This window comes from Burkholderia sp. Bp9012 (genome assembly GCF_003853825.1).
Classification (GTDB): Bacteria; Pseudomonadota; Gammaproteobacteria; order Burkholderiales; family Burkholderiaceae; genus Burkholderia; species Burkholderia diffusa.
Genome location: NZ_QTQA01000002.1, coordinates 320,183 through 345,929, shown reverse-complemented (window position 1 = coordinate 345,929; position 25,747 = coordinate 320,183). Strand labels below are relative to the sequence as shown.

27 protein-coding genes, 1 tRNA gene and 1 pseudogene are annotated in these 25,747 nt (G+C 64.0%); 13 read left to right on the top strand and 16 right to left on the bottom strand.

Annotation, left to right across the window (positions count from 1 at the left end; translation table 11 throughout):
- Nucleotide 1: 1 nt before the first annotated feature.
- Entirely contained in the window at nt 2–1,150 is a 1,149-nt protein-coding gene (lptG, locus tag DIE11_RS03830) for an LPS export ABC transporter permease LptG (RefSeq protein ID WP_059603833.1), read from the top strand.
- Between the two features lie 25 nt (nt 1,151–1,175).
- Nucleotides 1,176–1,559 carry a sirohydrochlorin chelatase gene (locus DIE11_RS03825; protein ID WP_059603835.1) on the top strand — a complete coding sequence of 128 codons (384 nt, stop codon included), beginning with the start codon at nt 1,176–1,178 and terminating at the stop codon, nt 1,557–1,559.
- Nucleotides 1,560–1,637: 78 nt separating this feature from the next.
- Here DIE11_RS03825 and cobA read toward each other — a convergent pair whose 3' ends face one another.
- The 6 genes from cobA to DIE11_RS03795 form a co-directional block, all read right to left on the bottom strand.
- A complete protein-coding gene (gene cobA, locus DIE11_RS03820; RefSeq protein WP_124621592.1) occupies nt 1,638–2,387 on the bottom strand; it encodes a uroporphyrinogen-III C-methyltransferase in 750 nt (249 codons plus the stop codon).
- 75 nt (nt 2,388–2,462) lie between these two features.
- Nucleotides 2,463–3,779 (bottom strand): sulfate adenylyltransferase subunit 1, encoded by a 1,317-nt coding sequence (locus DIE11_RS03815; RefSeq protein WP_059603843.1) that lies wholly within the window; start codon nt 3,777–3,779, stop codon nt 2,463–2,465.
- A gap of 22 nt (nt 3,780–3,801) precedes the next feature.
- Nucleotides 3,802–4,764, bottom strand: a complete 963-nt coding sequence (gene cysD / locus DIE11_RS03810) for a sulfate adenylyltransferase subunit CysD (RefSeq protein WP_059603846.1) — start codon at nt 4,762–4,764, stop codon at nt 3,802–3,804.
- Nucleotides 4,765–4,839: 75 nt separating this feature from the next.
- The gene (locus tag DIE11_RS03805) at nt 4,840–5,583 is read right to left on the bottom strand and encodes a phosphoadenylyl-sulfate reductase (RefSeq protein WP_124621590.1); all 744 of its coding nucleotides are present in this window, start codon (nt 5,581–5,583) and stop codon (nt 4,840–4,842) included.
- Entirely contained in the window at nt 5,580–6,122 is a 543-nt protein-coding gene (locus DIE11_RS03800) for a DUF934 domain-containing protein (protein ID WP_124621588.1), read from the bottom strand. Before DIE11_RS03800 ends, DIE11_RS03805 begins: the two co-directional genes overlap by 4 nt.
- Before the next feature lie 25 nt (nt 6,123–6,147).
- A complete protein-coding gene (locus tag DIE11_RS03795) occupies nt 6,148–7,827 on the bottom strand; it encodes a nitrite/sulfite reductase (RefSeq protein ID WP_059603855.1) in 1,680 nt (559 codons plus the stop codon).
- Between the two features lie 214 nt (nt 7,828–8,041).
- On the opposite strand from DIE11_RS03795, the gene DIE11_RS03790 reads away from it, so the two are divergent.
- The 4 genes and pseudogenes from DIE11_RS03790 to DIE11_RS03775 form a co-directional block, all read left to right on the top strand.
- Nucleotides 8,042–8,983 (top strand): CysB family HTH-type transcriptional regulator, encoded by a 942-nt coding sequence (locus DIE11_RS03790; RefSeq protein WP_009689198.1) that lies wholly within the window; start codon nt 8,042–8,044, stop codon nt 8,981–8,983.
- A 64-nt stretch (nt 8,984–9,047) separates the two neighbouring features.
- Nucleotides 9,048–10,205: an ABC transporter substrate-binding protein gene (locus DIE11_RS03785; RefSeq protein ID WP_124621586.1), complete on the top strand. Its 1,158-nt coding sequence runs from the start codon at nt 9,048–9,050 to the stop codon at nt 10,203–10,205.
- A 93-nt stretch (nt 10,206–10,298) separates the two neighbouring features.
- Nucleotides 10,299–10,383, top strand: a tRNA-Leu gene (locus DIE11_RS03780).
- Between the two features lie 176 nt (nt 10,384–10,559).
- A pseudogene (locus DIE11_RS03775) lies at nt 10,560–11,102 on the top strand (tyrosine-type recombinase/integrase); the annotation flags it as partial.
- 211 nt (nt 11,103–11,313) lie between these two features.
- On the opposite strand, the gene DIE11_RS36700 reads toward DIE11_RS03775, so the two are convergent.
- Nucleotides 11,314–12,501 (bottom strand): HNH endonuclease signature motif containing protein, encoded by a 1,188-nt coding sequence (locus DIE11_RS36700; protein WP_221622442.1) that lies wholly within the window; start codon nt 12,499–12,501, stop codon nt 11,314–11,316.
- Between the two features lie 262 nt (nt 12,502–12,763).
- Nucleotides 12,764–13,114: a hypothetical protein gene (locus DIE11_RS03765; RefSeq protein ID WP_124621582.1), complete on the bottom strand. Its 351-nt coding sequence runs from the start codon at nt 13,112–13,114 to the stop codon at nt 12,764–12,766.
- Nucleotides 13,115–13,253: 139 nt separating this feature from the next.
- Here DIE11_RS03765 and DIE11_RS03760 point away from each other — a divergent pair, with 139 nt between their 5' ends.
- Nucleotides 13,254–14,426, top strand: a complete 1,173-nt coding sequence (locus DIE11_RS03760; protein ID WP_260437069.1) for an FRG domain-containing protein — start codon at nt 13,254–13,256, stop codon at nt 14,424–14,426.
- Between the two features lie 143 nt (nt 14,427–14,569).
- Here DIE11_RS03760 and DIE11_RS03755 read toward each other — a convergent pair whose 3' ends face one another.
- The 4 genes from DIE11_RS03755 to DIE11_RS37495 all read right to left on the bottom strand — a co-directional run bounded on the left by DIE11_RS03755 (nt 14,570) and on the right by DIE11_RS37495 (nt 17,337).
- Entirely contained in the window at nt 14,570–15,658 is a 1,089-nt protein-coding gene (locus tag DIE11_RS03755) for a type VI immunity family protein (RefSeq protein ID WP_124621578.1), read from the bottom strand.
- Between the two features lie 5 nt (nt 15,659–15,663).
- The gene (locus DIE11_RS03750; protein ID WP_124621576.1) at nt 15,664–16,368 is read right to left on the bottom strand and encodes a VRR-NUC domain-containing protein; all 705 of its coding nucleotides are present in this window, start codon (nt 16,366–16,368) and stop codon (nt 15,664–15,666) included.
- Complete coding sequence (locus tag DIE11_RS03745) at nt 16,365–16,874, bottom strand: PAAR domain-containing protein (RefSeq protein ID WP_124621574.1); 510 nt, start codon at nt 16,872–16,874, stop codon at nt 16,365–16,367. Before DIE11_RS03745 ends, DIE11_RS03750 begins: the two co-directional genes overlap by 4 nt.
- A 211-nt stretch (nt 16,875–17,085) precedes the next feature.
- Nucleotides 17,086–17,337: an ogr/Delta-like zinc finger family protein gene (locus DIE11_RS37495; protein WP_185633707.1), complete on the bottom strand. Its 252-nt coding sequence runs from the start codon at nt 17,335–17,337 to the stop codon at nt 17,086–17,088.
- A gap of 670 nt (nt 17,338–18,007) precedes the next feature.
- Here DIE11_RS37495 and DIE11_RS03735 point away from each other — a divergent pair.
- From DIE11_RS03735 to DIE11_RS36175, 3 genes are all read left to right on the top strand, one after another.
- Nucleotides 18,008–18,700 (top strand): PAAR domain-containing protein, encoded by a 693-nt coding sequence (locus DIE11_RS03735; RefSeq protein ID WP_124621572.1) that lies wholly within the window; start codon nt 18,008–18,010, stop codon nt 18,698–18,700.
- Between the two features lie 9 nt (nt 18,701–18,709).
- A complete protein-coding gene (locus DIE11_RS03730) occupies nt 18,710–18,949 on the top strand; it encodes a hypothetical protein (RefSeq protein ID WP_124621570.1) in 240 nt (79 codons plus the stop codon).
- A 357-nt stretch (nt 18,950–19,306) separates the two neighbouring features.
- On the top strand, nt 19,307–19,477 hold the full coding sequence (locus tag DIE11_RS36175; RefSeq protein WP_185633706.1) for a hypothetical protein: 171 nt from the start codon (nt 19,307–19,309) through the stop codon (nt 19,475–19,477).
- Nucleotides 19,478–19,726: 249 nt separating this feature from the next.
- Here the strand turns inward: DIE11_RS36175 and DIE11_RS03725 are convergent, their stop codons facing one another.
- The 3 genes from DIE11_RS03725 to DIE11_RS03715 all read right to left on the bottom strand — a co-directional run bounded on the left by DIE11_RS03725 (nt 19,727) and on the right by DIE11_RS03715 (nt 22,303).
- A complete protein-coding gene (locus tag DIE11_RS03725; protein WP_059603910.1) occupies nt 19,727–20,656 on the bottom strand; it encodes a LysR family transcriptional regulator in 930 nt (309 codons plus the stop codon).
- Between the two features lie 179 nt (nt 20,657–20,835).
- Nucleotides 20,836–21,609, bottom strand: coding sequence for an SDR family oxidoreductase (locus DIE11_RS03720; protein WP_124621568.1), 774 nt, complete (start codon nt 21,607–21,609; stop codon nt 20,836–20,838).
- 193 nt (nt 21,610–21,802) lie between these two features.
- Nucleotides 21,803–22,303 (bottom strand): DinB family protein, encoded by a 501-nt coding sequence (locus DIE11_RS03715; protein ID WP_124621566.1) that lies wholly within the window; start codon nt 22,301–22,303, stop codon nt 21,803–21,805.
- 195 nt (nt 22,304–22,498) lie between these two features.
- On the opposite strand from DIE11_RS03715, the gene DIE11_RS03710 reads away from it, so the two are divergent.
- Nucleotides 22,499–23,215 carry a pseudouridine synthase gene (locus DIE11_RS03710; RefSeq protein ID WP_124621564.1) on the top strand — a complete coding sequence of 239 codons (717 nt, stop codon included), beginning with the start codon at nt 22,499–22,501 and terminating at the stop codon, nt 23,213–23,215.
- A gap of 105 nt (nt 23,216–23,320) precedes the next feature.
- On the top strand, nt 23,321–23,509 hold the full coding sequence (locus DIE11_RS03705; RefSeq protein WP_059682071.1) for a hypothetical protein: 189 nt from the start codon (nt 23,321–23,323) through the stop codon (nt 23,507–23,509).
- On the opposite strand, the gene DIE11_RS03700 is transcribed toward DIE11_RS03705, so the two are convergent.
- Nucleotides 23,492–24,529, bottom strand: a complete 1,038-nt coding sequence (locus DIE11_RS03700; protein ID WP_124621562.1) for an NAD-dependent epimerase/dehydratase family protein — start codon at nt 24,527–24,529, stop codon at nt 23,492–23,494. The genes DIE11_RS03705 and DIE11_RS03700 overlap by 18 nt on opposite strands.
- Before the next feature lie 105 nt (nt 24,530–24,634).
- Here DIE11_RS03700 and DIE11_RS03695 point away from each other — a divergent pair, with 105 nt between their 5' ends.
- The gene (locus tag DIE11_RS03695) at nt 24,635–25,666 is read left to right on the top strand and encodes a CDP-6-deoxy-delta-3,4-glucoseen reductase (RefSeq protein WP_124621560.1); all 1,032 of its coding nucleotides are present in this window, start codon (nt 24,635–24,637) and stop codon (nt 25,664–25,666) included.
- The last annotated feature ends 81 nt before the right edge of the window (nt 25,667–25,747 follow it).

Below are 25,747 nucleotides of genomic sequence, written 5' to 3'. Positions count from 1 at the left end.
GATGCGGCTCTATGAAAAATACTTCGCGCGGCAGATCTACGTCACGTTCGTCTTCATCCTGTTCGCGTTCTCGGGCCTGTTCTTCTTCTTCGACCTGATCAGCGAACTGAACTCGGTCGGGCACGGCAACTACAAGTTCGGCTACGCGGTGCTGCGCGTCGCGCTGCAGACCCCGTCGCGCTTCTACGAGATCATCCCGGTCGCCGCGCTGATCAGCGCGATCTACGTGTTCGCGCAAATGGCGGCGAACTCGGAATTCACGATCTTTCGCGTGTCGGGCCTCGCGACCAACCAGGCGCTGCGCTCGCTGCTGAAGATCGGCATTCCGCTCGTGATCATCACCTACCTGATCGGCGAATTCGTCGGCCCGTACGCCGACCAGCTGTCCGAACGCGTGCGACTGCAGGCGCTCGGTGCGTCGGTATCGTCGAACTTCCAGTCGGGCGTGTGGGTGAAGGACACGCTCGCGGCCCGCGAGAACGGCGAGCAGGTCACGCGCTTCGTCAACGTCGGCAGCCTGTCGCCCGATTCGACGATCAGCAACGTGCGCATCTACGAATTCGACTCGAAATTCCAGCTGCAGAACGTGCGGATCGCGCAGACCGGCCGCTACGAGCCGCCCGGCCACTGGCTGCTCAAGGGCGTGACGGAAACCGAACTGACGCCGATCAAGCCGATCAGCGGCGAACCGGCCGACGCGCTGAACCCCGTATACCGGTCGCAGCAGGTGATGCTGCCCGAATACCGGCTGCGCTCGGACCTGACGCCGCAGATCCTGTCGGTGCTGCTCGTGTCGCCGGAACGGATGTCGCTCATCAACCTGTTCCGCTACATCCAGCACTTGCGCGAAAACCAGCAGGACACGCAGCGCTACGACATCGCACTGTGGCGCAAGCTGCTCTACCCGTTCGCGGTGTTCGTGATGCTCGTGCTGTCGCTGCCGTTCGCGTACCTGCATACGCGTGCCGGCGTGGTCGGCGTGAAGGTGTTCGGCGGCATCATGCTCGGCATGAGCTTCCAGCTGCTCAACACGCTGTTCTCGCACATCGGCACGCTGAACACGTGGCCCGCGCCGCTGACCGCGGCGACACCGGGCCTCATCTATCTCGCGCTCGGCCTGTTCGCGCTCAAGTGGGTCGACCGGCACTGAGCGCCGTCACGACGGAGGCTTCGACATGAGTTCGCACGGTATCGTCCTGTTCGGCCACGGCGCACGCGATCCGCGCTGGGCCGAGCCGTTCGAGCGGCTCGCCGCACGGCTGCGCGCGGCCGGCTCCCCCGCCCCGCACGTGTCGCTAGCGTTTCTCGAGCTGATGACGCCGTCGCTCGATACGGCCGTTGCCGCGCAGGTCGCGGCCGGCTGCACGCGCATCACCGTGGTGCCCGTGTTCTTCGGCCAGGGCGGCCATGTGCGCCGCGACCTGCCGCAGCTCGTCGACGCGTGCCGTGCCGCGCATCCGGGCATCGAGATCCATTGCGCGACGGCCGTCGGGGAAGACGACGGCGTGCTCGATGCGATCGCACGCTACTGCATCGACCAGCTCGGCCGCGACGCATAAGCGAATCGTTGGCCCAAACAAAAAAGCGCTGGCCTCCGAAGCCAGCGCTTTTTTTTGCCTGCAAACCACGCGTTCGACTCAAGCGGCGTCCTGCAGCGCATCGCCCTCTTTCACGCGCCGCACGCGTTCGGCGAACGCATCGCCGATCATCAGCAGGCTCGGTTCCGCAGGGTCGAGCCACGCCTGCGCGTCGCCCGCCGCCATCTGCGCAAGCGTGAGCGTCAGCGTGCGCTCGCGCACGGTGCTGCAGGCCTCGACGATCGCCACCGGCGTCGCGGGCGCACGGCCCGCGTCGATCAGTTCGCGGGCGATGCCCGGCGCGCTGTCGCGGCCCATGTAGTAGACGATCGAATCGGCGCGCGCGGTCTCGCGAATCTCGTCGCTGCCCGGTGCGCGGCTGTGCGTCGCGAACGCGACGCTGCGCGACACGCCGCGCAACGTCAGCGAGCGCTTCAGCGTCGCCGCGCCGGCCAGCGCCGCGGTGATGCCCGGCACGACCTCGTAATCGATGCCGGCCGCCTCGAGCGCGCGCATTTCCTCTTCGGCGCGACCGAACAGCATCGGATCGCCGCCCTTCAGGCGCACGACGCACGCATGCTCGCGCGCCGCGTCGACGATCTGCTTGTTGATGAAGTGCTGCGCGGTCGAACGCTGCCCGCAGCGCTTGCCGACCGCGATTTTCCGCGCGTTCGGCGCATAGTCGAGCATCGCCGGCTCGACGAGCGCGTCGTGCAGCACGACGTCGGCTTGCTCGAGCAGCCGCGCGCCACGCACCGTGATGAGGTCCGCAGCGCCCGGCCCTGCTCCGATCAGATACACCTTGCCCATGTTTGTCGCTTCGCTTGTCCTGCTCGTGGACGGCAACCGGCGCGCGCCGCCCGCACGGGCGGCGCTAAACGCCAGTTATGCCGAGAACGCCCGGATCATGCCGGCGGCGACCGTATGATGCGTCGCCTCGTCGATCAGCACGAACGCGCCCGTGCCCGGGTGCGCGTCGTACGTGTCGCACACGATCGGCTTCTGCAGCGTCAGCGCCACGCGGCCGATGTCGTTCATCTTCAGTTCCTGGCGGTCGGTCGCGTGCGACAGCGTATGCACGTCGAGCACTTCCTTGACCGCGCCGATCTTCGCGAACACCGTGCTCGTGGTCTGCTTCAGCAGATACTTGCGGTGCGGCGACAGCGGCGTCTCGTCGAACCAGCACAGGTCCGCCTCGAGCTTCTTCGCCGGCGCGACCGTCTCGGCGGTCGTGACGAACATGTCGCCGCGCGACACGTCGACGTCCTGTTCAAGGCGAATCGTCACCGTCTGGCCCGCGAATGCGTGCGCAACCGACGCGGTGCCGCCCGGCACCGGCGCGACGATCTCCGCGATCGTCGCGGTGCGGTTCGACGGCAGCACGACGATTTCGTCGCCGACCTTCACCTCGCCCGATTCGATCCGGCCCATGTAGCCGCGGAAATCGTCGGCCGAGCTGCCGTCCTGGCGTGCGACCCACTGCACCGGGAAGCGCAGCGCGTCATGGGCCTGCGTCTCGACCGGCAGCGATTCGAGCACGTCGAGCAGCGGCTCGCCCGCATACCACGGCATGCGCTCGCTCGCACCGACGATGTTGTCGCCCTTCAGCGCCGACACCGGCACGAAACGCACGTCTTTCAGGCCGAGCTGCTTCGCGAGCGCAACGTACGCATCGCGGATCTCGTTGAAGCGCGCTTCGCTGTAGTCGACGAGGTCCATCTTGTTGATCGCGACGATCACGTGCTGCAGCGCGAGCAGCTTCACGATCGCGCTGTGGCGCTTCGTTTGCGGCAGCAGTTCCGCAACGCCGTTCTCGACCGTCACGCGCGTTGCGTCGACCAGGATGATCGCCGCATGCGCGGTCGATGCACCCGTCACCATGTTGCGCGTGTACTGCTCGTGGCCCGGCGTGTCGGCGATGATGAACTTGCGCTTCGCGGTCGCGAAGTAGCGGTATGCGACGTCGATCGTGATGCCCTGCTCGCGCTCGGCTTCGAGCCCGTCCGTCAGCAGCGCGAGGTCGATCTCGTCACCGACCGTGCGCTTGTTCTTCGCGCGCGACAGCGCGGACAGCTGGTCGGACAGCACGGCCTTGCTGTCGTACAGCAGGCGGCCGATCAGCGTGCTCTTGCCGTCGTCGACGCTGCCCGCGGTGATGAAGCGCAACACGCCGAGGTCTTCGGTGTTCTCGATGATGCTCATGATGTGAATGTCCTCGTGTGCTTCAGAAATAACCTTGCTTCTTGCGCTGTTCCATCGCGGCTTCGGATGCCTGATCGTCCATCCGGGTCGCGCCGCGCTCGGTGATCTCGGTCACCGCCGTTTCGGCGATGATCTTCTCGACGTCGTCCGCATCGCTCTCGACCGGGCACGTGCAGCTGATGTCGCCGACCGTGCGGAAGCGCACCTGCGCGAGTTCGCTCGTCTCGCCGTCACGCATCGGCGTGAGCGGCGTGACCGGCACGAGCAGACCGTTGCGGCGCACGATCTCGCGCTGGTGCGCGTAGTAGATCGACGGCAGTTCGAGGTTCTCTCGCGCGATGTACTGCCACACGTCGAGCTCGGTCCAGTTCGAGATCGGGAACACGCGCAGGTGCTCGCCCTTGTGCAGGCGTGCGTTGAACAGGCTCCACAGTTCCGGGCGCTGCGCCTTCGGATCCCACTGGCCGAATTCGTCGCGGAACGAGAAGATCCGCTCCTTCGCGCGCGCCTTCTCTTCGTCGCGGCGCGCACCGCCGATCAGCGCCGTGTAGCCGTGCTGTTCGATCGTCTCGAGCAGCGTGACGGCCTGCGCGGCGTTGCGCGAATCGGTTTCGCGGCGCAGCACGACCGTGCCGCGCCGGATCGAATCCTCGACGTGGCCGACCACCAGTTCGGCGCCGAGCTCTTGCGCACGGCGGTCGCGGAAGTCGATCACTTCCTCGTAGTTGTGGCCCGTGTCGATGTGCACGAGCGGGAACGGCAGCGTCGTCTTGCGGTTCGCGCCGAGGCCGAACGCCTTCAGCGCGAGGTGCAGCACGACGACCGAGTCCTTGCCGCCCGAGAACAACAGCGCCGGCTTGCTGCATTCGGCAACGAGTTCGCGCAGGATGTGGATCGACTCGGCTTCGAGCCAGTCGAGGTGGCCCATGCGGTCGTCGGCACCGGTGGGCGGGGCAAAGGCGGATTGCTCGAGCGTCGTGCTCATGATTTCAGTCCTTCTCTTCTGGGTTCGTGCCGCCCGCTGTCGCAGGCGGCGCAATATTCGGTTTCTTGTCGGCTTTCAGTGCGCGGCGCCGGTTTCGGCATTCGCGGGAATCGGCGTGATCGTGATGTGCAGCCCGCATTCCTTCGTGTCGCGCGACTCCCACCACCAGCGGCCCGCCCGGCTGTCCTCGCCGGGGCGGATCGCGCGCGTACACGGCTCGCAGCCGATGCTCGGGTAACCGCGCGCATGCAGCGGGTTGACCGGCACGTCGAACGCCTTCAGGTACGCCCATACGTCGGCTTCCGTCCAGTCGGCGAGCGGGTTGTACTTCGCGATCCCGCGCGCTTCGTCCTGCTCTTCCTCGTGCAGCTCGGCACGCGTGACCGACTGCTCGCGACGCTGGCCCGTGACCCACGCGCCGACGTCGGCCAGCGCGCGGTTCAGCGGCTCGACCTTGCGGATGTGGCAGCACGACTTGCGCAGCTCGACGCTTTCGTAAAACGCGTTCAGGCCGTGCTCGGCGACGTACTGGTCGACCGCGTCCTGGCGCGGGTGAAACTGCTCGATCTCGTAGCCGTAGCGCTCGCGCACGCGGTCGATCATGCCCACGGTTTCCGCGTGCAGGCGGCCGGTGTTCAGCGAGAAGATGCCGATCGACACGCCCTTCGACAGGATCGCGTGCGTGAGCAGCATGTCTTCCGCGGCGAGGCTGCTCGCGAACTTCACCTTCTCGTGGCGCGCGCCGATCTGCGCAAGCAGGGCGTCGAGGCGCTCGACCTTCGCGGCGAGTTCCGGCGTCAGTGCGGTCGCGGTGCTCATGCGTTCACCTTGGCGTCGGCCGCGGCGTCGCGGCGGCGGAACAGCGGTGCCGGCTCGTCGAACGCGCCCTGGTAACGCTGCGTGAATTCCGTGAACGCATTCAGCGCGTCGCGGATGTCCTTGTCGGCACGCACCGCGAATGCGTCGAAGCCGCAACGCGACATGTACAGCAACTGGTCACGCAGCACGTCGCCGATCGCGCGCAGCTCGCCGGTCCAGCCGTGGCGCTCGCGCAGCAGGCGCGCGATGCTGTAACCGCGGCCGTCCGCGAAGCGCGGGAAATCGACGGCGATCAGCGAGATCGCACCGAAGTCGGCCACGAGATCGGCCGGCTCGCTGTCCGGCGCGAGCCACACGCCGAGTTCGTCCTTCGTCTTCGCGGCGACGAGCGCCGCGCGCTCGGCCTGCCACAGGGCGAACGGCACCAGCACCTTGCCGGCCGGCAACGCGTCGACCGCGGGCAGCGCACCGTCTTCCGCCGCGCGCACGACCTGCCATGCGTCGTCGATCACTGCGCGGTTCTTGATAATCGAAGCCATCTGCAAATTCCTTCTAGCCGGTTGGTTACGCGTTCACTGCCTGGCGCGCTGCATACACGCGCTCCTTGAACGGTGCGATGCCGATGCGGTCGTACGTGTCGATGAAGCGCTCGCCGTCGATGCGCGCCTCGACGAACGTGTCGATCAGCTTCGCGATCACGTCCGGCACTTCCTCCGCGGAGAACGACGGCCCGATCACGCGGCCGAGGCGCGCGCCGTTGCGGCCCGTGCCCTGCTCGCCGCCAAGCGACACCTGGTACCACTCGGCACCGTCCTTGTCGACGCCGAGGATGCCGATGTTGCCGACGTGGTGGTGACCGCACGAGTTCATGCAACCGGAAATGTTCAGCGACAGGTCGCCGAGGTCGTACACGTAGTCCAGATCGTCGAAACGTTGCTGGATCGCCAGCGCGATCGGGATCGACTTCGCGTTCGCGAGCGAGCAGAAATCGCCGCCCGGGCACGCGATGATGTCGGTCAGCAGGCCGACGTTCGGCGTCGCGAAACCGGCCGCCTTCGCCTTTTCCCACAGCGCGAACAGGTCGCGCTTCTTCACGTTGGCGAGGATCAGGTTCTGCTCGTGCGACACGCGCAGTTCGCCGAACGAGTACGCGTCGGCCCAGTCGGCCACCAGCTCCATCTGCGCGTCGGTCGCGTCGCCCGGAGCCACGCGGTGATCCTTCAGCGACAGCGTGACGGCGGCATAGCCCGGCACCTTGTGCGGCGCGACGTTGCGCTCGACCCAGCGCGCGAACGCCTTGTTCTCGAGCAGGTGCTGTTCGAACGACGCGTCGGTGTCGGCGAGTTTCTCGTAGACGGGAGGCTTGAAGTATTGCGACACGCGGTCGAGTTCGGCCTGCGTGAGCGTCGACGGGCCGTCCTTCAGGTGCTGCCACTCTTCCTCGACCTGCTGCGCGAACTTCGCGGGCGACAGCGCCTTCACGAGGATCTTGATACGCGCCTTGTACAGGTTGTCACGGCGACCGTAGCGGTTGTATACGCGCAGCACGGCTTCGCAGTAGGTCAGCAGGTGCTGCCACGGCAGGTCTTCCTTGATCACCGCGCCGACGATCGGCGTGCGGCCGAGACCGCCGCCCGCGAGGATGCTCGCGACCACTTCGCCCTGTGCGTTCTTCTTCAGGTACACGCCGAGGTCGTGGATCTGCACGGCCGCGCGATCGTCCTTCGAACCGGACACCGCGATCTTGAACTTGCGCGGCAGCCATGCGAATTCGGGATGGAACGTCGACCACTGGCGCAGGATTTCCGACCACGGACGCGGATCGATCTCCTCGTCCTGAGCGACGCCGGCGAACTGGTCGGCCGTGATGTTACGGATGCAGTTGCCCGACGTCTGGATCGCGTGCATCTGCACCGACGCGAGCTTCGCCAGGATCTCGGGCGTTTCCTCGAGCTGGACCCAGTTGAACTGGATGTTCGAGCGGGTCGAGAAGTGGCCGTAGCCGCGGTCGTGTTCGCGGGCGATGCGCGCCAGCATGCGGAGTTGCTCGCTGCGCAGGTTGCCGTACGGAATCGCGATGCGGTGCATGTACGCGTGGCGCTGCATGTACAGGCCGTTCTGCAGGCGCAGCGGACGGAACTCGTCTTCGCTCAACTCGCCCGACAGGCGGCGGCGCACCTGATCGCGGTACTGCGCGACTCGCTCGTCGACGATCGTCTGGTCGTACTGGTCGTACTGATACATTCGGGGACCCCAGGGTTTTCGTGGTGACCGCGCGACGTCCTAGCCACGTCGCGCCCGAATCTCCGTTCCGCCGTCACCGCCACCATCCGCTGCCGGGTGGATTGCTAATGACGAAAACAGATATCCATATTTGAAAAACTCCGGTGAATCGTAATAAACTCGCCTTATATTTCAAACGACTAAAAAATTCTGTTGATATGCGGAAGGGTTATAAATGAACCTGCACCAATTTCGCTTCGTGCGCGAGGCCGTCCGGCAGAATTTCAACCTCACCGAGGCCGCCAAGGCGCTCTACACGTCGCAACCAGGGGTATCGAAGGCGATCATCGAGCTCGAGGACGAGCTGGGCGTGGAGATCTTCACGCGGCACGGCAAGCGCGTGCGCTCGCTGACCGAGCCGGGCAGGATCATCCTCGCGTCGGTCGAGCGGATTCTTCAGGAGGTTGAGAGCCTAAAAAGGGTCGGGAAGGATTATGCGGCACAGGATCAGGGCAACCTGACCATCGCGGCGACCCACACGCAGGCCCGCTACTCGCTGCCCGCCGCGATCGCCGAATTCAAGAAACGCTTCCCGAAGGTGCACCTGTCGATCCTGCAAGGCAGCCCGACGCAGGTGGCCGAGATGGTGATCCACGACCAGGCCGATCTCGCGATCGCGACCGAGGCGATCGCCGACTACAAGGAACTCGTGTCGCTGCCCTGCTTCCAGTGGCACCACGCGGCCGTCGTGCCGGCCGACCATCCGCTGCTGGAACGCAAGCCGGTCACGCTGGACGATCTGGCGCAGTATCCGCTGATTACGTACGACGACGCGTTCGCGGGCCGCAAGAAGATCAATCATGCGTTCGCGCTGCGCGGGCTGTCGCCGGACATCGTGCTCGAGGCGATCGACGCCGACGTGATCAAGACCTACGTCGAACTCGGTCTCGGCGTCGGGATCATGGCCGACATCGCGTTCAATCCCGAGCGCGACCGCAACCTGCGGCTGATCCCGGTCGGCCACCTGTTCGGCAGCAACGTGACGCGCGTCGCGCTCAAGCAGGGCGCCTACCTGCGCAGCTATGTATATACGCTCGTCGAGCTGCTGTCGCCGACGCTGAACCGCAAGCTGATCGAACAGGCGCTCAAGGGCGAATCCGAATCGTACGAACTCTGAGCGGCGTGTATAACCACGGGGGCGCATATCGCGCCCCTTTTTGCTGTCCGACGGAGAATCCCGCATGACGCTTCCCGCCCTGTTGCGCCGCGCCGCCGGCGCCGCCCTCGTGCTCGCCTGCGCGGCCGCGCATGCCGACCTGAAGGTCGGCGTCGACCTGTCGTCGACCGGCCCGGCCGCCGCGATCGGCATCACCAGCAAGAACGCGATCCTGATGTGGCCCAAGACGATCGCCGGGCAGCCGCTGCAGGTGACGGTGCTCGACGACGCGTCCGACCCGGGCGCCGCCGTGCGCAACATCCGCAAGCTGGTCGACGAGGATCAAGTCGACGTCGTGGTCGGGCCGAACATCACGCCGGCTGCGCTCGCGGCGCTCGACGCGGTGGCGGCCGCGCAGACGCCGATGATCACGCTGGTCGGCTCCGGCGCGATCGTCGAGCCGCAGGAAGGCGCGCGGACCTGGGCATTCAAGATGGCGCAGAGCGATAGCGCGATGGCCGACGTGATGACGCGCTACATGGCCAACCACGGCGTGAAGACGGTCGGCTTCATTGGCTTCGCGGACAGCTACGGCGACAGCTGGCTGAACGAATTCACACGCTTCGCCGAAGTCCGCAAGATCCGCGTGATCGCGACGGAGCGCTTCAACCGCACCGACGCAAGCGTCACCGGCCAGGCGCTGAAGCTTATCGCGGCGAAGCCGGACGCGATCCTGATCGCGGGCTCGGGCACGCCGGCCGTGCTGCCGCAGCGCACGCTGATCGAGCGCGGCTACAAGGGCGCGATCTACCAGACACACGGGATCGCGACGCCGGAATTCATCAAGCTCGGCGGCAAGGACGTCGACGGGACGCTGTTCCCGACCCAGCCGGTCGTCGTCGCGCGCACGCTGCCGGCCGACCATCCGGCCCGCAAGGCCGCGCTCGCGTTCGTCGATGCATATGAAGCGAAATACGGCGCCGGCACCGTCACGCAGTTCGCTGGCGACGCGGCGGGCGTGTACCCGCGCCTCGTCGACGCAGTCGGCCGCGCGCTCAAGGCCGCACAGCCCGGCACGCCGGCCTTCCGCGCGGCGCTGCGGCGCGAGCTCGAACGCGCGCACGAGCTCGTCGTGCCGAACGGCGTCGTCAACACCAGCAACAAGGATCATGTGGGGCTCGACCAACGCGCGAGCGTGATGGGGATCGTGAAGCACGGCCAGTTCGTCTACCTGAGCCAGTAACACTGGCGGCCGCCGGAAAGCTTGCCCGGTGCCCCGTTTTCCGCCATAATTTGCGTTTCGCCGCGCACAATCGCATGCGCGGCCAGGATCAAAGCCCAGGTGGTGAAATTGGTAGACGCAGGGGACTCAAAATCCCCCGCCGCAAGGCGTGCCGGTTCGATTCCGGCCCTGGGCACCATGACATAGTTCCGAGAAATTCCCGGAAGTCCCAAAACCCGCGACAGCACAAGGCTTCGCGGGTTTTTTCGTTTCGGAAGGTCCCAAGTGGAACCGGGAAAGCCCCAAAAATCGGGGGTAAGATCGGGGGTACGGTTTGCCGATTTGGGGGTAAGCCGACGACAGGGACCAACCAGCGAAGGGGAACTACCGGAGTTGCTCGCGGCCATTGAGGGCTACGACGGCGACCGGCGAACGAAGCTCGCATTGCGCCTGCTATCTCTCACATTCGTACGCACCATAGAACTGCGCTTCGCCGAATGGTCGGAATTCGATCTAGAGCGCGCCGAGTGGCGCATCCCTGCTCCGCGAATGAAGATGCGGCAGCCGCACATCGTCCCGCTATCGAAACAGGCGATCGCCGTCATTCAAGCCATTCGGAGTGCGACGACGAACAAGCGTTGGCTATTGCCAAGCCCGCGCAACTCCGAGCAGCCAATCAGCGAAAATACGATCCTATATGCACTCTATCGCATGGGATTCCACGGGCGCATGACGGGGCACGGATTCCGAGGACTGGCATCGACCATCCTCAACGAACGCGGCTTCAACCCGGACTGGATCGAGCGCCAACTCGCACATACCGAGCAAAACAGCATCCGGGCTGCGTACAACCATGCGCAGCACCTGCCGGAGCGGCATCGCATGATGCAATGGTGGGCTGACTACCTCGACCAGTAGAGTGGAGCAAATGTCAAACTGATAGATACCGGCACGCCTCGCGCTGCCTGACTCCTCACAACATGCAAAGAACCGAGTCGCCGAGCGCCTTCATGCCGGCGGCTTGTTGGTTGTTCGTTGATTTCCGCGCATGTCGCTTCCGCGACCCGGAGAAGCCATCCGTGCCTTTAGTAAGCGGACATTCAACGCATGCTTCTCGTTCACCCAGTCTCTATCGTCCGGCAATCTTCCGCAGCTTGGCTAGGAACGCCGTTTCCAGTGACTCTGCCTGCTTGCCATAGTGCGCCTCCCGATGGTGTCCGGGGCATAGCGCGATCACGTTCTCAACGGTATCCGGCCCCTCCGCCGACAACGCGATGACGTGGTGTGCTTCCACGTAATACGAGCCGTCGGCCATCTCAAAACCGAGCACCCCGCAGTACTCGCAACGCCCTCGCGATCGATAGATCACGTAATCTCTCACCGCCCCGTCTCGCCGGTATCCTGTCCCGCCCTTCGTGGTCGTCCTCTCAGGCGAGACTTGGCCGTGCGGGGGACTCCCAAGATCGTTGATTGCACTCTCAAACGGAGTCACCAGCCCGCGACGTCCTGCCGCGACATCGGCAGCCGGGACTGCGCCTAACACTCTGGCCACCACGTTCGCGCCATCTTCCTCTAGGTCGAGGACCAAGAGCTGGTCCTCGTCGAAGTATCCGCGCTCGCGCGGGGTCGCACGGGCATCGCGAGGTTCGCAGCGAATGCCGTACGCAGCATGTCCTTTGGAAATTACAGCTTCGAGTACCTGCCTTAGCTCGATCGCGCCAATGCGCGTATCGTCTGACCGCTGAAATGCGTCCCAGAGAACGTAGTGATCACCCTGCAAGCGATCGGCCCACAGCGTGAAGACGGCGACGCCGCGCATTGGATCGTACCCGCACCACCGGTTCGCGCGATTCGCCAGCGGCGCGCCTAGAAGGGCGCAGAACGCGGAGAACGACAGGGTGTTCTTTCTGTGCGACGACCGCGGTGGTACGGGAGACGTCGGTGACTGAGCTGGTACGGGAGCGCTCACTGAAGCGTCGGTTACCTCAGCTGATGCCGATCCGGAGAACGGAATGAAGCTGTATTTGGACTGCGTCAGCAGGCGCTCCGCCTGCTGTACCAGGATTGGATCGATGAGTAGCCGCCACTTCGTTTCGACGGCCAGCGCTTCAACAGTTAGATCCAGGCGACCCAGTTCCCACAAGCGCGTAAAACCCTCCGACGGCTTTCCCCTGGCCAGCAGTTGACGCACGGTCGCGTTGCCGCCCTGCGCGCCGAGCATTTGCTTGAAGAGCGTTGGGTTGTAGCCCAACGCTTGGGCTTCGGTGGCCTTCTGCAATAGGAAATCGGTGAAGGCAATATCTTCGCTAGGCGTCATGTCGACGTTTCTCCCCGAGTATTTTCGGAGAGCATGTTCTCACACTCAATGTCCGCTTCTGGCCGGAACGTCGACGGTCCTCCCCGCGCTCCCCATAAATCCGCGGTGCACTGCCTTTTTCCGCCCTGCTCGCGAGGCCGCGGCCGCGGCGGAATATCGTACCCTCGGGCCGCCTGGCGCGGGCCACATGGCGATCGGCGGCCCGATCCTCCTATGCACTTTTATGCGCCTTGGTTATGCAGTCGTCGACTGCTCATGCAAGCTAGGCTGCTCCACCGAGCGTGCGCACGTATTCGAGGAGTAGTTCCGCAGTCACCGCTTCAATATCGGCGCGGTGCGGGGCGTAGTTTTCGTCCCGTTCCTGTGCTGGTCTGAGGGCGTTCGCAATCGCGAGCAGGGTTACGCGCAAGAACGCCGTTGAGTCGCGCTGTCCGCGCTGAATGTTTCCGTCGAGGGAGACGAGCGCCTGGACGAACCAGAATTTTTCCCAGTAACTAAGATAGTCGCGCCGCTCTCCAATCAGTCGCCCGAGCAGATCGGCGATATCAAGTCGAACCCCGTCTACGTCAGGATCACTATCGAGGCGTTCGTCCAATTCTTCGATTTCGTCCATCGTTGGTCCCCCGTGATTCCACAAGGTTTCAGTGTAGGCGATTGGGGCAACCGCCTCGGCGAGTTGTGTGCTCGCGAGGCATGCTGGCCGGTGGCTCATGTTTAACTGGTGAGCGTTGAAGGAAGAGTGATTGGCGCTGGTGATTTGTAAGGAAAAGTCGTTAGCATCGCCGTACGCCAGAAGAAGAAAGGGGAACAGCGTGAACGGACAATGGATGGGACAGTACAAGGCGACAAATGCCGAAGGCAACATCGTTGTCGAGGTCGACGATCTCGGCGATTGCTTCGCCGGGCGCGCGTATCTATATCCGACAAACCCTGCCATTCCACACGCGGTTGCTTACGTCAGGACTTCCGATAAGAAGCGCCACGCAACTGCGCACGCCGAATTGATGCCGATCGATCCGCAGGCCGGCGAGGTTGTGCCATGGCCTGTCATTGCAAATCGTTTTCCTGGGGCGACGTTCGCATCGGAGGGTACGGTCAATATTAGGTGGACGAATAGTAGCCTTTCGCTGAAGTGGTCGACAAATCTCCAAACAGAAGGTAGTGCAACCCTGAGTAAGAGTGACGCGGCGAAGCCATCGGAGTACGTCCCAACACTAATGGAATGGGATGATTTCAAAGGGTACGTGGCGGATTTGGACTACCGTCGCTTCATCTTTCGCGGCCAAAAAAAGCCTTGGCGGTTGAGAACGAATTACCATCGGACGGGACGCGCAGATTTGGCGCGCTTCCTAGCTGAGGATATACCGTCGCTTCACCGGCACTTGAGCGCGAGAACTCGTCATCTATTCGATAGACGAAACCCTGAGGAAAATGGCGCGTTCTTCCATATGATTCAACATCATGGGTACCCGACGCCGCTGTTGGACTGGTCGTATTCACCGTTTGTGGCAGCGTTCTTTGCCTATCGTGGCATCAGAAACTCTGAGGCGGCGAAGGCGAAGGATAACGAGCGTGTCCGAATCTTCCAGTTTGACCGAGAGCGGTGGTCCAAGGATTTCAATCAAGTTCAGAAGCTAACACCGGCAATGCCACATTTTTCGGTTCTCGAATTTGTCGCGATCGAAAATGAGCGCATGATTCCTCAACAGGCACTTTCTGGCCTCACGAACGTGGACGATGTCGAATCTTATATTCGGTCAAAAGAATCTGCGGATCGGTGCTATATGAAGGTAATCGACATTCCGATAAAAGACCGTCCACGCATCATGCGCGAGCTGAGCATTATGGGTATCACCTCAGGCTCGCTATTTCCTGGCTTGGACGGGACATGCGAGGAAGTAAGGGAACGTTATTTCTCTTCGTGAGCGAGAGCCCAATCGTCGACATCCAATACTTGGTCGATGCGGTCATCTAATGCGTCGAAATCATCCATTCTGATCTCCACACTCCTTACGGGAGCTGGCAAAGTCAGTGTAGACGATGCATCCGGCAACCATGCACCGACTGATCAAGCGCGATCTGGCAACGTGCACTCGGCGTCGAGCGTCGGCATATGCAGTAGCTTCGCCTTGTACTCGACAAGCTGATCGTCCGGCACATCGAAGCGCCGCAGCCAGTCATCGCTTTCGGCCGTCGTGGCGAAATACGGCGATGCCGAGCCTGGCTGGCCGATTTGCAGTTGCCAGACGGAGGGAACGCGCACCGCTTTGAGGGCTGCGTTGAGGATCACGTAATTGGGAGGCGGAACGGGTGGCCCGTTCTCATCGCTGTCGGTCGACGAGCCAGCTTCAGGGCGCCGGCCGGCCTGGATCACAACGCCACCGTTCAGATCGTAGAGCGCGTACCAGTTTGGAGGCAGTTCGTTTCGCAGGGTATCGAGCCCGCCAGCCTTGTCGAGCAGCTCCTTGTCGAGCGCGGTAAGCCAGCCGACCGTCTTGATGCCGTCACGCAGGCGTGCCGCCTGCAGTAGCGGTTCGCCAACGTCAAGGGCGATCATCTGCTTTGCGAGCTGGTATTCGGTCGGCACGTTTGCTGCGGTTTTCGCGAGACTGAGATTCAATGCGTAGCCGGCATACCCGCTGACAGCTTTGAGTCGACGGGCGAAGTCGACGAACAGTTTCTGAAACGCAGCAGGGTTTTCGGCGACATACAGCAACGACGTGGAAAATGTCAGTGTATTCAGGCCTGCATGCGGGCGCGCCTCGCGCCAGCGTTGTTGACCGAACACCTGGAAATGCCAGAACCCGGCGTCGGCTGAGGCATCCCCTGATGTCACGTAAGCGGTCAGTGCGACCTTGTCAGAGTAGGACGTGAACGTCCCGGAGGGAAGGTTTCCGCCCCTGATCTTGACGGGTTCCTTGCCGTCCTGCCAAAGCCATTTCAACTCGTCCTTCGCGATCTCGCGATATTGCTCGTAGCACTCCGATATCGCCCGGCGTACTTCAGGGTCCGCAGCGTTGCGGAAGAACAGTGCGCCACGCACAACGACGGCAGCACCGACATAGTCGTGCTTGTCGGTCGGTTCGAGCGCTCCGCCCGGAATCAGCGCTTCGCGCTGATGTGCTTTCGCGTATTCGATGAATGCTTTGTCGGTCATGTCAGTTAGAGAACTGGAACGGGTGCAGGAGGCGGCATGCCGCCTCCTGGGGCGGGACCAACTCCGGTTTGGTTGAGCAGCTTCTTCACCTGCCTTCCAATCGACGAAAAGGCGTCGCGCAGCGCGTCGGCGGTGGGACTGGATGACTCTTCGCCACCATCATCAGGGCAGCCACAGGTCGCCGGATCGAGTTCGGTGACCTTCGCGTGCGGGCCCGCGATTTCCTGATAATCCGCTATCTGCTCGATGTCACGTTTGTCCGGCGGGAATTTCATTTCGACCACGCCGGATAGATTATCTTGCGTGGGCGACTTTCCGGGGTCTTTGACGATCACGACATCAGGCCGTCGAATCCAGCCAACGCCAGGGACGTAGCCTTCCGGGTAGTGAGCCTTGATCCAGTTCGGAATAAACCCGTGCGGCTCGAGCGGGTTTCGCGACGACATGATAGGCGCGGGCGGGTATTCGTTCATGTTGTAGCTGATTTCGGGCTTATAGATGCTATCGCCCCTCGCGTCCAGCGCGTTCAGCTTCGTCGCCACGCATGCCTGCTTTAGTCGGGCGCCGACGATGCTGATGTTCGGGCCTTTCTTGCACTGGCAAAGCGCTCCGCAGAGTACCTTTTTGTCCTGTTGATCGAGATCGCCGCCGACATACACCTTAGTCGTCGTGCCTTCGGTCGACATTCCGCCGGGGACGTCGTGGCTCATTCAGGCTTCTCCCGACCGAATATCAGGGAGGCTGGCGAGTCTGCGTGATGCCACTGAGTGTAACCGTCGGCATCGGTTGTGCCGCTGATGGTCTGGCCTTCTGGCGTTCGCAAACTGTACGGACTGTTTGCGGCCGGTTGCCCGTCCGCGCCGACGACCTGGAATCGACCGCGATATCGCTCCGTTGAATCATCGGCCTCATGCCGAGCTGACATCGTGGTCCCGCCAGAACCCACGGGAACGTTCGCAACGGCATTGCCCTGGCTAGCAATCAGTGTCGCGCCACATGCGGTCATGCCCCCCTGAAATGCCGCTCGCCGACCATCGAAACTCATACCGGGATTCTTGCTGGTGACGATCGGAAATACCCCCTTGCACTTCGGGCAGGTGACCATCGTGCCAACAAACGCAATCGGCCGACCGTCGATAAAAGTAATCGCTCCGGATGACAGTACAGTGCCACCGTGGTCCGTATGATCGCCCTCTCGAATGAACGCGAATCCCATGCTGAACTCCTATGACGAAATCCGCGGGGACTGTAGCACGCGATATCGATACGTAACCACCCTGTCAAAGTTGACGGGAGAACGTGCGCAGCGAATTCATACGCCCCTCTGCACCAGCCCGTCGCAGGCCGACACAAAGGGGGAATGGGATGCGCCGTCAGTCAGGGAAGCACGACTCATTGCGTCCCCGGCAAGTCAAAGGGCACCGCAACTACAGTTCATACGGCGCCAGTGGAACCGAAGACAAATCCACAGACAAAGCCTTCACCTGTAACTGTCGCGCTATCACGTCGTTCGGCTGGCGACTCGTCCGGGTCGTATGAGTGATCGAACTCAACACGCGGAAGCCATGCCCGCAATCCGGATTTCGACAGTCCGCGTAACCCTCTTTGGTCAGTTCGGACAGCACGCGAGTCGTCCGATATGTCGAACGAGCGCCGCAGTGTGGACAGGTGAATTTCACAATGCGCCCTCCTTCATCACGACTTCATTCATGCGCTGCTCGTGCAGCGCGAGCGCGTATCCTCGCGCGCGAAATCCAACATCGCACCGGACGAAGGCTGCGTTTCCTACGCGATGGCCGGCGGCATGTTGGAGACCGCTATCAGCGTCGTGGACGCAGCGGGCGAGAAATCGGAAGTGTGCCGGATTGAGACGGGAGCGACTACACACTGAGGACTCCGTAAAATATCAGCGCTTCGACAAACAGCGTCATTTATGCATTGGCCGGTTTGTCAAGCAAATCAAATCCACTTTACGAGGTATCACTTGCAATCGACTCAAGTTCAACGGAGCATCAAAACTGTTCACGCGGCAATGGCTGGTATCAACCCTCGCGGCATCCAAGGTGTCTAAGCGGAACGGCGGCGCGGATGCCAAAGGGGCCGGGGGTGTCAAAACTTCCGGCCCCTTTTTCATCTAGACCGACCGCTCCCGCACGCGCGGAAAATTTCCCCCTTTTCACACTTTTGTTAAAGCCGCTAACACCAAAACGGCCGTCCGCCCGGCACATCGCTGGATTTACGATGCTCGGATTGTTTGACGTTACCCGACATTCGGAATGTGGCCCTGCGCTAATATGAGCCGCCAGAGCGTCTAGGGTGGCCGCTAACCACCCAGCAAACAGGAGGGTTATGTCTGAACGAGCTTGGATCAGAAAGGGCGACACGTCATCGGCAGGGGGCGAAGTACTCGAAGGCATCGAGAACGCCGCACATCACGGTGTGGCCCTTACTTTCGTCGGGGCGCAGGTTTTCTGTCCGGTATGCAAATCGATCGGCCATATTGAGGCAGCCGGGCATCGCTTGCCGATGACGATGTACGGCAAAGAGCAGGCCCTTGAAGACGATCTCTGCCGGTGCCTGTGCAATCCACCGCCTACCATGATCGCCAGCCAGCACATTGGCGTGCAAAACTTCGGGCAAGGCAGTGATGCCGCCGCAGTGACGCCAATGGTGGTTACTCCTGGCCCCCGGTTGGTCGGCATTACATTGCCCAAGGAATACCCGGGAACCTCTCCATGGGCTACTCAAACTCCCGCACTAGAAAATCCCTCCGATAGTCCGATCAAACCGCTCGGCGACGCCGACCCGTTCGAATATGCTGAAGATGTCACCGGGGACGCGGAGCAACTGGCCGGTGTGGATCGATCCGACATGATGGCGTGCGACATCATACGGGCGGAGTGTAAGGGGTCGGTATTGCGAGAGTTTCCAGGGCAATACCTGAACTCGACCCTTGGAGAAATTCAGAGCGATGCGGGTGACGGCGTCAAGGAAGCCCGAAAGGCTCTCAAGCTTCTTAACGACAATCGGTTTAAAAAATAGGTGATGGCGATGGCTGAAAACGTACTCTTTAACCTGCTTGACCGGCTCGACGCCGCGAAGATTCATTACATGCTGAGTCGCAATCGCCCTGATACGGTGTTGGTTTCAATCACGGCAGTCGGGCTGCGCGTTGAAGTCGATGTGTTCAGGGACGGACATATCGAAGTATGCGCATTCAGAGGGGCGGAAGAAGCGGCCGATGACCCGTGGCCACTCCTTGAGCAAGTCATCAGCGAGAATCGCGACTGACGGCACCCTACAGGCTGTAGCGAATTTGATCGAATCGCAAATGCCGCCACTCGGGCGGCTTTGCCATGGGCTATCAGTGGGCAGCCCCATCGATACGGGGGCAACTCTGCGGGCAATTCCACAAACTACGCCAAGTAAAGCCCTTGTACCGCATGGGTCTCTTTGAATTATTTCATTCCGACCCTGGCACCAGTATTTCGCAGCGTCATGCGCTGCACCTGTCGAAACCCGCGCAAGCTCGCCGCTTCGCGGGTTTTTTGTTTTTTCCCGCGCGTTTTTTCCCGCGCGCATCGCACACCGCAACGCGCGCCCTCCCTCGGCAGTCCAAATATCAGGACACGCAAGCACGGAGGCCCCATGTCCACGCGCGTCTTCTTTTCGAGCCGGATTGGCCGAGGCATGCTCGTCGTGCTGCTGTCGATCATGCTGGGCGGATGCGACCTGCTCCGCCAGCCACCCGTGCCCGAATGGCCCGGGCCGCATGCGCCCTACCCGTTCCCGGACAACATTCCCCACCGCACCGAGTGACCGGCTCGACCGACCTCGCCCCCACGCGCGCGCCGCGCGTTCAGCCCTGCTCGCAGAACCGCGGGTCGCGCATGCGGGTCGGCGCGAAGCCGCGCAACGCCGGGCGAGCACGCGGTAGCCGCGCGCGGCCAGCGTTTCGCCACGGCTTCCCAGCCGACCGGGCTGAAGGCGCGCGCTGGCCGCAATACCGCTATACCTGTCGAATGCCGCCGTCGATCGCAGTCGGCGTGGGCGGGCGCGGCGCCCTTTTCAGTCGCCGGTCGCGGTCGCGCCCTTGTCGTTCAACGCATCCGCCATCAACTCCGCGAACCATTCGATGAACGCGTTGAGCCGTCTCGACCGGTGCCGGCGATGCGGATAGACGGCCGACACGTCCATCGGCGCGGCCCGATGGCCGGGCATCACCTCGACCAATGCCCCGCTGTCGAGCAGATGCACGACGTCGAAGCGCGGAATCTGGATCAGCCCCATCCCGGCAATGCAGCTCGCGATATAGGTTTCGGCGTTGTTGACCGTCACGCGGCTCGGCAGCGCCAGTGTGTGGTGGCCGCCGTCCGCGCAGTATTCCCACCGGAGCTCGCGGCCGGTCGTCGGTGACGCATAGCCGATCGCCCAGTGCCCGTGCGCGAGCGCATCGGGGTGCTCGGGCACGCCGCATTCGCGCAGGTAGTCGGGGCTCGCGCAGTTGATCAGCGCGAACTGCCCGAGCGGCCGCACGACGAGGCTGCTGTCCGCGAGCCGCCCGACCCGGATTGCGCAGTCGACGCCCTCCTGCACGAGATCGATCGAGCGGTCCGTCGAGCCGAGCGACAGTTGCAGCTTCGGGTAGCGGCGAAACAGCGACGGCAGCGCGGGCGCGATCACGCGGCGCGCGATCCGGCTCGGCACATCGACGTTCAGCCGCCCGATCACGTCGCGATCGCGGCGCCGGAACAGCCGGTCGAGCTCGTCGGCTTCCGCGAGCAGGCGCCGGCCGCGCTCCAGCAGCAGCGCGCCGTCGGCCGTCAGCTGCACCTGCCGCGTCGTACGGTGCAACAGGCGCGTGCCGAGCGCGGCCTCGAGCTGCTGGACAGCGGCCGACACCGTCGCGCGCGGCACGTCGAGCGCATGCGCGGCCTTGATGAAGCTGCCCATCTCGGCAACCTGAAGGAAGATTCTGACCTGGTCCAGCTTGTCCATCGGCGGGCGGAAAACGTGGGTTCGGACGACCGTCACCGGCAAGCGCCGCGCGTCGCGGCCGATCCCGGCGGCACAGAAAAAACGGGCGCGCGGCCTTGTGCCCGCGCGCCCGCCCATTGTCCATGCAAACGGTCCATTGCGGATCGCCGCGCGCACGCGACGACCGCCGGCACGGCCCGTTACTTGGTCGTATAGCCGCCGTTGATCAGGATCGTCTGGCCGGTGATCCACCAGCCGTCGGTCACGAGATGGCGGATGAACGGCACGACGTCCTCGATATCGGTGAGGCCCGTCTTGCTGAACGACGACAGCGCAGCCGCCGTTTTGTGATACGCGACCGCGTCGGCGCCTTCGGCCGGGTAGAAGAACGGCGTGTCCATCGGGCCCGGCCCAACCGCCGTCACCGAGATGCCGCGCGCGCCATATTCTTTCGATGCCGCGCGCGTGAAGTGCTCGACGGGTGCCTTCGATCCTTCGTAGGCCGCGTAGAACGGCGTGAACGCGCCGAGCAGCGACGTCACGAGCGTGACGAGCTTGCCGTGATCCTCGAGATGCCGCCCCGCTTCCTTGATGAAGAAGAATGCGGACTTGCTGTTTACCGCGAACATCTCGTCGTATTCGGCCTCGGAGATTTCGGTGATCGGCTTCTTCAACACCTTGCCGACGGTATTGATCGCGATGTCGATCTTGCCGAAGCGCTGCTTCGCGTCGCCGAACAGCTTCTCCACCGCGGCGGCCGTCGTCAGGTCGGCCTGGAACGTCGCGGCTTGCGCGCCGGCCGCGCGCACGGCGGCGGCCGTCTCTTCGGCCTGCGCCTGCGACGCCGCGCTGTTGTAGTGAATCGCCACCGCCTTCGCGCCGTGGCCGGCCAGATCCCGGGCGATCAAGCCGCCGAGATTCTTGGCGCCACCGGCGATCAGGACGACCTTGTCTGCGAGCGTGTGAGTAGCCACGGTTGACTCCTTTTTGCGTTGAATGAAGCTAGGAGTGTAGGCACGCGCGACGCGCCGGTCAGCCGGGCATGGCTGGATGGATTATCCAGAGAAACGATCCAATCAGGCATCCGGAATGGTGGGCTGCCCCACCGACAGGGGCGGCGAAATCTGCTGGACGCGACACGTCGCACGGCCACCGCCCACGCGCGAGTCAGCGTGCGTAAAGCGCCGCGTCGATCTTGCCGAGCAGCCACTGCATCCCGGCCAGATGCTGCTGGTCGTGGCTGCACAGATAATGAACCAAGCCGCGCACGGTCAGCGCGCCATAGCCTTCGAACTCGCCGGTGCGAGCAAGCTGCTCGGGTGTCAGGCGCGACACGAGGTCGAGCGTCTCGCGCCGCGCGTCGCGAATCGCCGCGAGCACGTCGGATGCGTACGCGGCGTCATAGCGGCGCTCGATCGCGAGCGCCTCGCCGTCAACCGACACGAGCAGCGGATGATCCTCATCGAGCATCCGCCTCAACCGCACGTGGTAGCCGTCGATCTCGATGTCGCGCACGTGGCAGAGTTGCCCAAGCGGCGAGAAGTGCTCGCTCGGGATGCCGTTCCAGTCGTCGGGGGTCCAGCGTGCATAGCCGTCCGGCACGGCGGCGAAATGGGCTTCGAGCTGGCGGGGAAAATCGGCGAGTGCATCGAGCGTCGTCGGATTCATGCGGCAAACTCCGTGTCGGATGAGAACGGTGGCAGCCCTCGCACGGACCGGCCGCCGCCCTGGCGCTACTTCACGCTGACACCGTCTTTCCGTGAAGAAGGAACGTGCGCCGCGTCGCGCGCGGCGCTCCGCAGCTTACCAGCGCGGGCGGGTTCGTGCCGGCGCCGGCCCGCCGCTTGATAGAATGCGCGCGCTATGGATCTCGAAAGCATTCTCTACACGCAGGGCTTCGGCTCGCGCCGCCAGTGCCGCGGACTGATCGAAACGGGCCGCGTCACCGTCGCGGGCGCGAGCGCGACCGACCCCGACGCGTCGTTCGACACCGACGGCCTCGTATTCACGGTCGACGACACCGCCTGGCCGTTCCACGCCCGCGCGTATATCGCGCTCAACAAGCCGGCCGGCTACGAGTGCTCGCGCGAGCCGCAACACCATGCGAGCGTGTTCAGCCTGCTGCCCGCGCCGCTCGTCGCACGCGGCGTGCAGTGCGTCGGCCGCCTCGACCAGGACACGACGGGCCTGCTGCTGCTGTCCGACGACGGCCAGTTCGTGCACGCGTACACGTCGCCGAAGCGCAAGGTGCCGAAGACCTACGTCGCGACCGTGCGCCACCCGCTCGACGACGCCCAGCTGGACGCGCTGCGCGCCGGCGTGCAGCTCCACGGCGAGCCGAAGCCGATCGCGGCGGTCGCCGCCGACGCGCGCGACACGCACGCGCTCGCGCTGACCGTCCTCGAAGGCAAATATCATCAAGTGAAACGCATGGTCGCCGCGGCCAGCAACCGCGTCGAGGCGCTGCACCGCGAAAGCATCGGCGGCTTCACGCTGCCGGACGACCTGGCGCCCGGCGCATGGCGCTGGCTCGGGGAAGACGACCTTTCAGCACTGCGCCATTCCGTCAAAACCCTGTAAGGGAAAATCCGCACGACCGTTCGGTGTCCGGCCGCGTCGCGGCCGCACGATCCCCCGCTATACTGAAATCACAAGCTGTACGAGCAGCGATGCAGGGGAGACATCATGAACATCAACCATTCTTTCGAACTGTCGTACGTAACGATCGCGTTCGCGATCGTGGGTGCCATCGTGATCGGCGGGCTGCTGGCCACGATGCACATGAAGCACAAGTATCATCCGAACCTGATCGGCGCGCTGATCGGCGCGTTGCTGTGCTTCCTGCTGATCGAGGCGTTACCGGCGCTGACCTGACGCGCCGCGCGGCGCGACCGTTTGAAGGAATTCGTCTACGGTCGGATAGCGCAACGTCACGCACAATTCGGCCTTGAGCCGCGCATTGGACAGGCGCCGCGACTCGCGCATGAACGACAGGAGCGTCGGCTCGAGCCGATGCTCGGCGTCCGCGCGACTGATCCGCGGCGGCAGCGGCAGGCCGAACGCCTGCGCGACCCGGTCGAAATACTCTCCCATCCGCAGTTCGCTGTCGTCCGACGCGTGCACGGCGCGCGCCGGCTTGCCGCGCACGGCCGCGCGCCGCAGGATCGCCGCGAGATCGTCCGCGTGGATATGGTTCGTGTAGACGTCGTCGGCCGCGTCGAGCGCCGGTGTGCCGCGCTCGAGCCGCGCGAGCGGCAGCCGGTTCGCCGCATAGATGCCGGGAATGCGCACGATGCGCGCGGACAGCACGCCGCGCACCGTCGCCGCTCGCAACTGACGCTCGGCCGACACGCGCCGGAACGCGCGCGGATTCGCGGGGCGCAGCGGCTGCGTTTCGTCGATTCGCGCCCCGCCGCAATCGCCGTATACGCCCGTCGTGCTGGCGTAGACGAGCGTCGGCGCGCGAAGGGCGTCGGGTACAATACGCGCTGCCCGCACCGGCGTGCCGGCCTGTCGGGTCGCGGCACGCAGCGTGCGGAGCCGGCCGACCGACGACACCGGCGGTGCGGATGGCCGCCGTGCAGGCACGGACAATGCGGCGATCAGCGCGCGGGTGCGGCGATCGTCGCGGCCGTCGGATTGCGGCGGCGCGAGATGCAGGATCGTGCGGGCGAGCCCCGCGAGACGTCCGAGCGTCGCCCGGCGATCGAGGTCGCCGACGATCGGCGTCGCGCCTGCCGCGCGCAATTCGTCGCGGCGGCCCGGATGGCTCGTCAGCGCGACAATGCGCAGGTTGCGGCGCGCGGCGCGCCATTGCGCGACGCAGCGCAGGCCGACGTCGCCGCAGCCGACGATCAGTACGCGCGGCCGGCGCAGGATTCGAGTCGCGATCATGTTGGTTGCGAAATCAGTAGCCACCGTTGCGCGGCGCGCAACGGATTTGCATTGTAGCTGCCGTGCCGACATGCACGGTCCCCACATTTTGTTCTATTTGGTTCTATGGCATTCAACGTTACTCTCAAGCAAAGCGGCCGGCAGTTCCAGGTCGAGTCGGACGAAACCGTGCTGGCGGCGGCGCTGCGCCAGAACGTCCATCTGCCGTACGGATGCAAGAACGGCGCGTGCGGCTCCTGCAAGGGCCAGATCGTGTCGGGCCAGATCGAACAGGGCCCGCACGCCGCGTCGGCACTGTCCAACGACGAACGCACGCGCGGCCTCGCGCTGCTCTGCTGTTCGAAGGCGCAATGCGACCTCGAGATCGACGTGCGCGAAATCGCCGGCGTCGACGGCGTGCAGGTGAAGAAGCTGCCGTGCCGGATCGCGGCGCTCGAGCGCCGCGCCGACGACGTGATGGTCGTGAAGCTGCAGTTGCCCGCCAACGAGCGCCTGCAATACCTCGCGGGCCAGTACGTCGAGTTCATCCTGAAGGACGGCTCGCGCCGCAGCTACTCGATGGCGAATGCGCCGCACGAGGAAGGCCCGATCGAGCTGCACATCCGCCACATGCCGGGCGGCAAGTTCACCGACCACGTGTTCGGCGCGATGAAGGAGCGCGACATCCTGCGCTTCGAAGGCCCGCTCGGCACGTTCTTCCTGCGCGAGGATTCCGACAAGCCGATCGTGCTGCTCGCGTCCGGCACCGGCTTCGCGCCGATCAAGGCGATCATCGAGCACGTCAGGCATTCGGGCATCACGCGCCCGATGACGCTCTATTGGGGCGCACGCCGCAAGAAGGACATCTACCTCGGCGAGCTCGCCGAGCAATGGACGCGCGAGATCCCGAACTTCAAGTACGTGCCGGTGCTGTCCGAGCCGGACGACGCCGACCAGTGGACCGGGCGCACCGGCTTCGTCCACCGCGCGGTGATCGAGGACCTGCCCGATCTGTCGGGCCACCAGGTGTACGCATGCGGCGCGCCGGTGATGGTCGAATCCGCGCAGCGCGACTTCACCCAGCACCACGCGCTGCCGGCCGACGAGTTCTACGCGGACTCGTTCACGAGCGCCGCCGATCTCGCGCATCCGGTCTGAACACCGGGCGCGCCCGCGTCCCCTCCTGCGCGCCGCCGTGACACATTCGTGGCATCGCGGCGGTTTACAGTGGGGCGCGGG

Excerpts from the sequence above, each read along its gene's own strand:
- lptG (WP_059603833.1), top strand. The coding sequence starts at position 2 with ATGCGGCTCTATGAAAAATACTTCGCGCGGCAGATCTACGTCACGTTC.
- DIE11_RS03825 (WP_059603835.1), top strand. The coding sequence starts at position 1,176 with ATGAGTTCGCACGGTATCGTCCTGTTCGGCCACGGCGCACGCGATCCG.
- cobA (WP_124621592.1), bottom strand. The coding sequence starts at position 2,387 with ATGGGCAAGGTGTATCTGATCGGAGCAGGGCCGGGCGCTGCGGACCTC.
- DIE11_RS03815 (WP_059603843.1), bottom strand. The coding sequence starts at position 3,779 with ATGAGCATCATCGAGAACACCGAAGACCTCGGCGTGTTGCGCTTCATC.
- cysD (WP_059603846.1), bottom strand. The coding sequence starts at position 4,764 with ATGAGCACGACGCTCGAGCAATCCGCCTTTGCCCCGCCCACCGGTGCC.
- DIE11_RS03805 (WP_124621590.1), bottom strand. The coding sequence starts at position 5,583 with ATGAGCACCGCGACCGCACTGACGCCGGAACTCGCCGCGAAGGTCGAG.
- DIE11_RS03800 (WP_124621588.1), bottom strand. The coding sequence starts at position 6,122 with ATGGCTTCGATTATCAAGAACCGCGCAGTGATCGACGACGCATGGCAG.
- DIE11_RS03795 (WP_059603855.1), bottom strand. The coding sequence starts at position 7,827 with ATGTATCAGTACGACCAGTACGACCAGACGATCGTCGACGAGCGAGTC.
- DIE11_RS03790 (WP_009689198.1), top strand. The coding sequence starts at position 8,042 with ATGAACCTGCACCAATTTCGCTTCGTGCGCGAGGCCGTCCGGCAGAAT.
- DIE11_RS03785 (WP_124621586.1), top strand. The coding sequence starts at position 9,048 with ATGACGCTTCCCGCCCTGTTGCGCCGCGCCGCCGGCGCCGCCCTCGTG.
- DIE11_RS36700 (WP_221622442.1), bottom strand. The coding sequence starts at position 12,501 with ATGACGCCTAGCGAAGATATTGCCTTCACCGATTTCCTATTGCAGAAG.
- DIE11_RS03765 (WP_124621582.1), bottom strand. The coding sequence starts at position 13,114 with ATGGACGAAATCGAAGAATTGGACGAACGCCTCGATAGTGATCCTGAC.
- DIE11_RS03755 (WP_124621578.1), bottom strand. The coding sequence starts at position 15,658 with ATGACCGACAAAGCATTCATCGAATACGCGAAAGCACATCAGCGCGAA.
- DIE11_RS03750 (WP_124621576.1), bottom strand. The coding sequence starts at position 16,368 with ATGAGCCACGACGTCCCCGGCGGAATGTCGACCGAAGGCACGACGACT.
- DIE11_RS03745 (WP_124621574.1), bottom strand. The coding sequence starts at position 16,874 with ATGGGATTCGCGTTCATTCGAGAGGGCGATCATACGGACCACGGTGGC.
- DIE11_RS03735 (WP_124621572.1), top strand. The coding sequence starts at position 18,008 with ATGTCTGAACGAGCTTGGATCAGAAAGGGCGACACGTCATCGGCAGGG.
- DIE11_RS03730 (WP_124621570.1), top strand. The coding sequence starts at position 18,710 with ATGGCTGAAAACGTACTCTTTAACCTGCTTGACCGGCTCGACGCCGCG.
- DIE11_RS36175 (WP_185633706.1), top strand. The coding sequence starts at position 19,307 with ATGTCCACGCGCGTCTTCTTTTCGAGCCGGATTGGCCGAGGCATGCTC.
- DIE11_RS03725 (WP_059603910.1), bottom strand. The coding sequence starts at position 20,656 with ATGGACAAGCTGGACCAGGTCAGAATCTTCCTTCAGGTTGCCGAGATG.
- DIE11_RS03715 (WP_124621566.1), bottom strand. The coding sequence starts at position 22,303 with ATGAATCCGACGACGCTCGATGCACTCGCCGATTTTCCCCGCCAGCTC.
- DIE11_RS03710 (WP_124621564.1), top strand. The coding sequence starts at position 22,499 with ATGGATCTCGAAAGCATTCTCTACACGCAGGGCTTCGGCTCGCGCCGC.
- DIE11_RS03705 (WP_059682071.1), top strand. The coding sequence starts at position 23,321 with ATGAACATCAACCATTCTTTCGAACTGTCGTACGTAACGATCGCGTTC.
- DIE11_RS03700 (WP_124621562.1), bottom strand. The coding sequence starts at position 24,529 with ATGATCGCGACTCGAATCCTGCGCCGGCCGCGCGTACTGATCGTCGGC.
- DIE11_RS03695 (WP_124621560.1), top strand. The coding sequence starts at position 24,635 with ATGGCATTCAACGTTACTCTCAAGCAAAGCGGCCGGCAGTTCCAGGTC.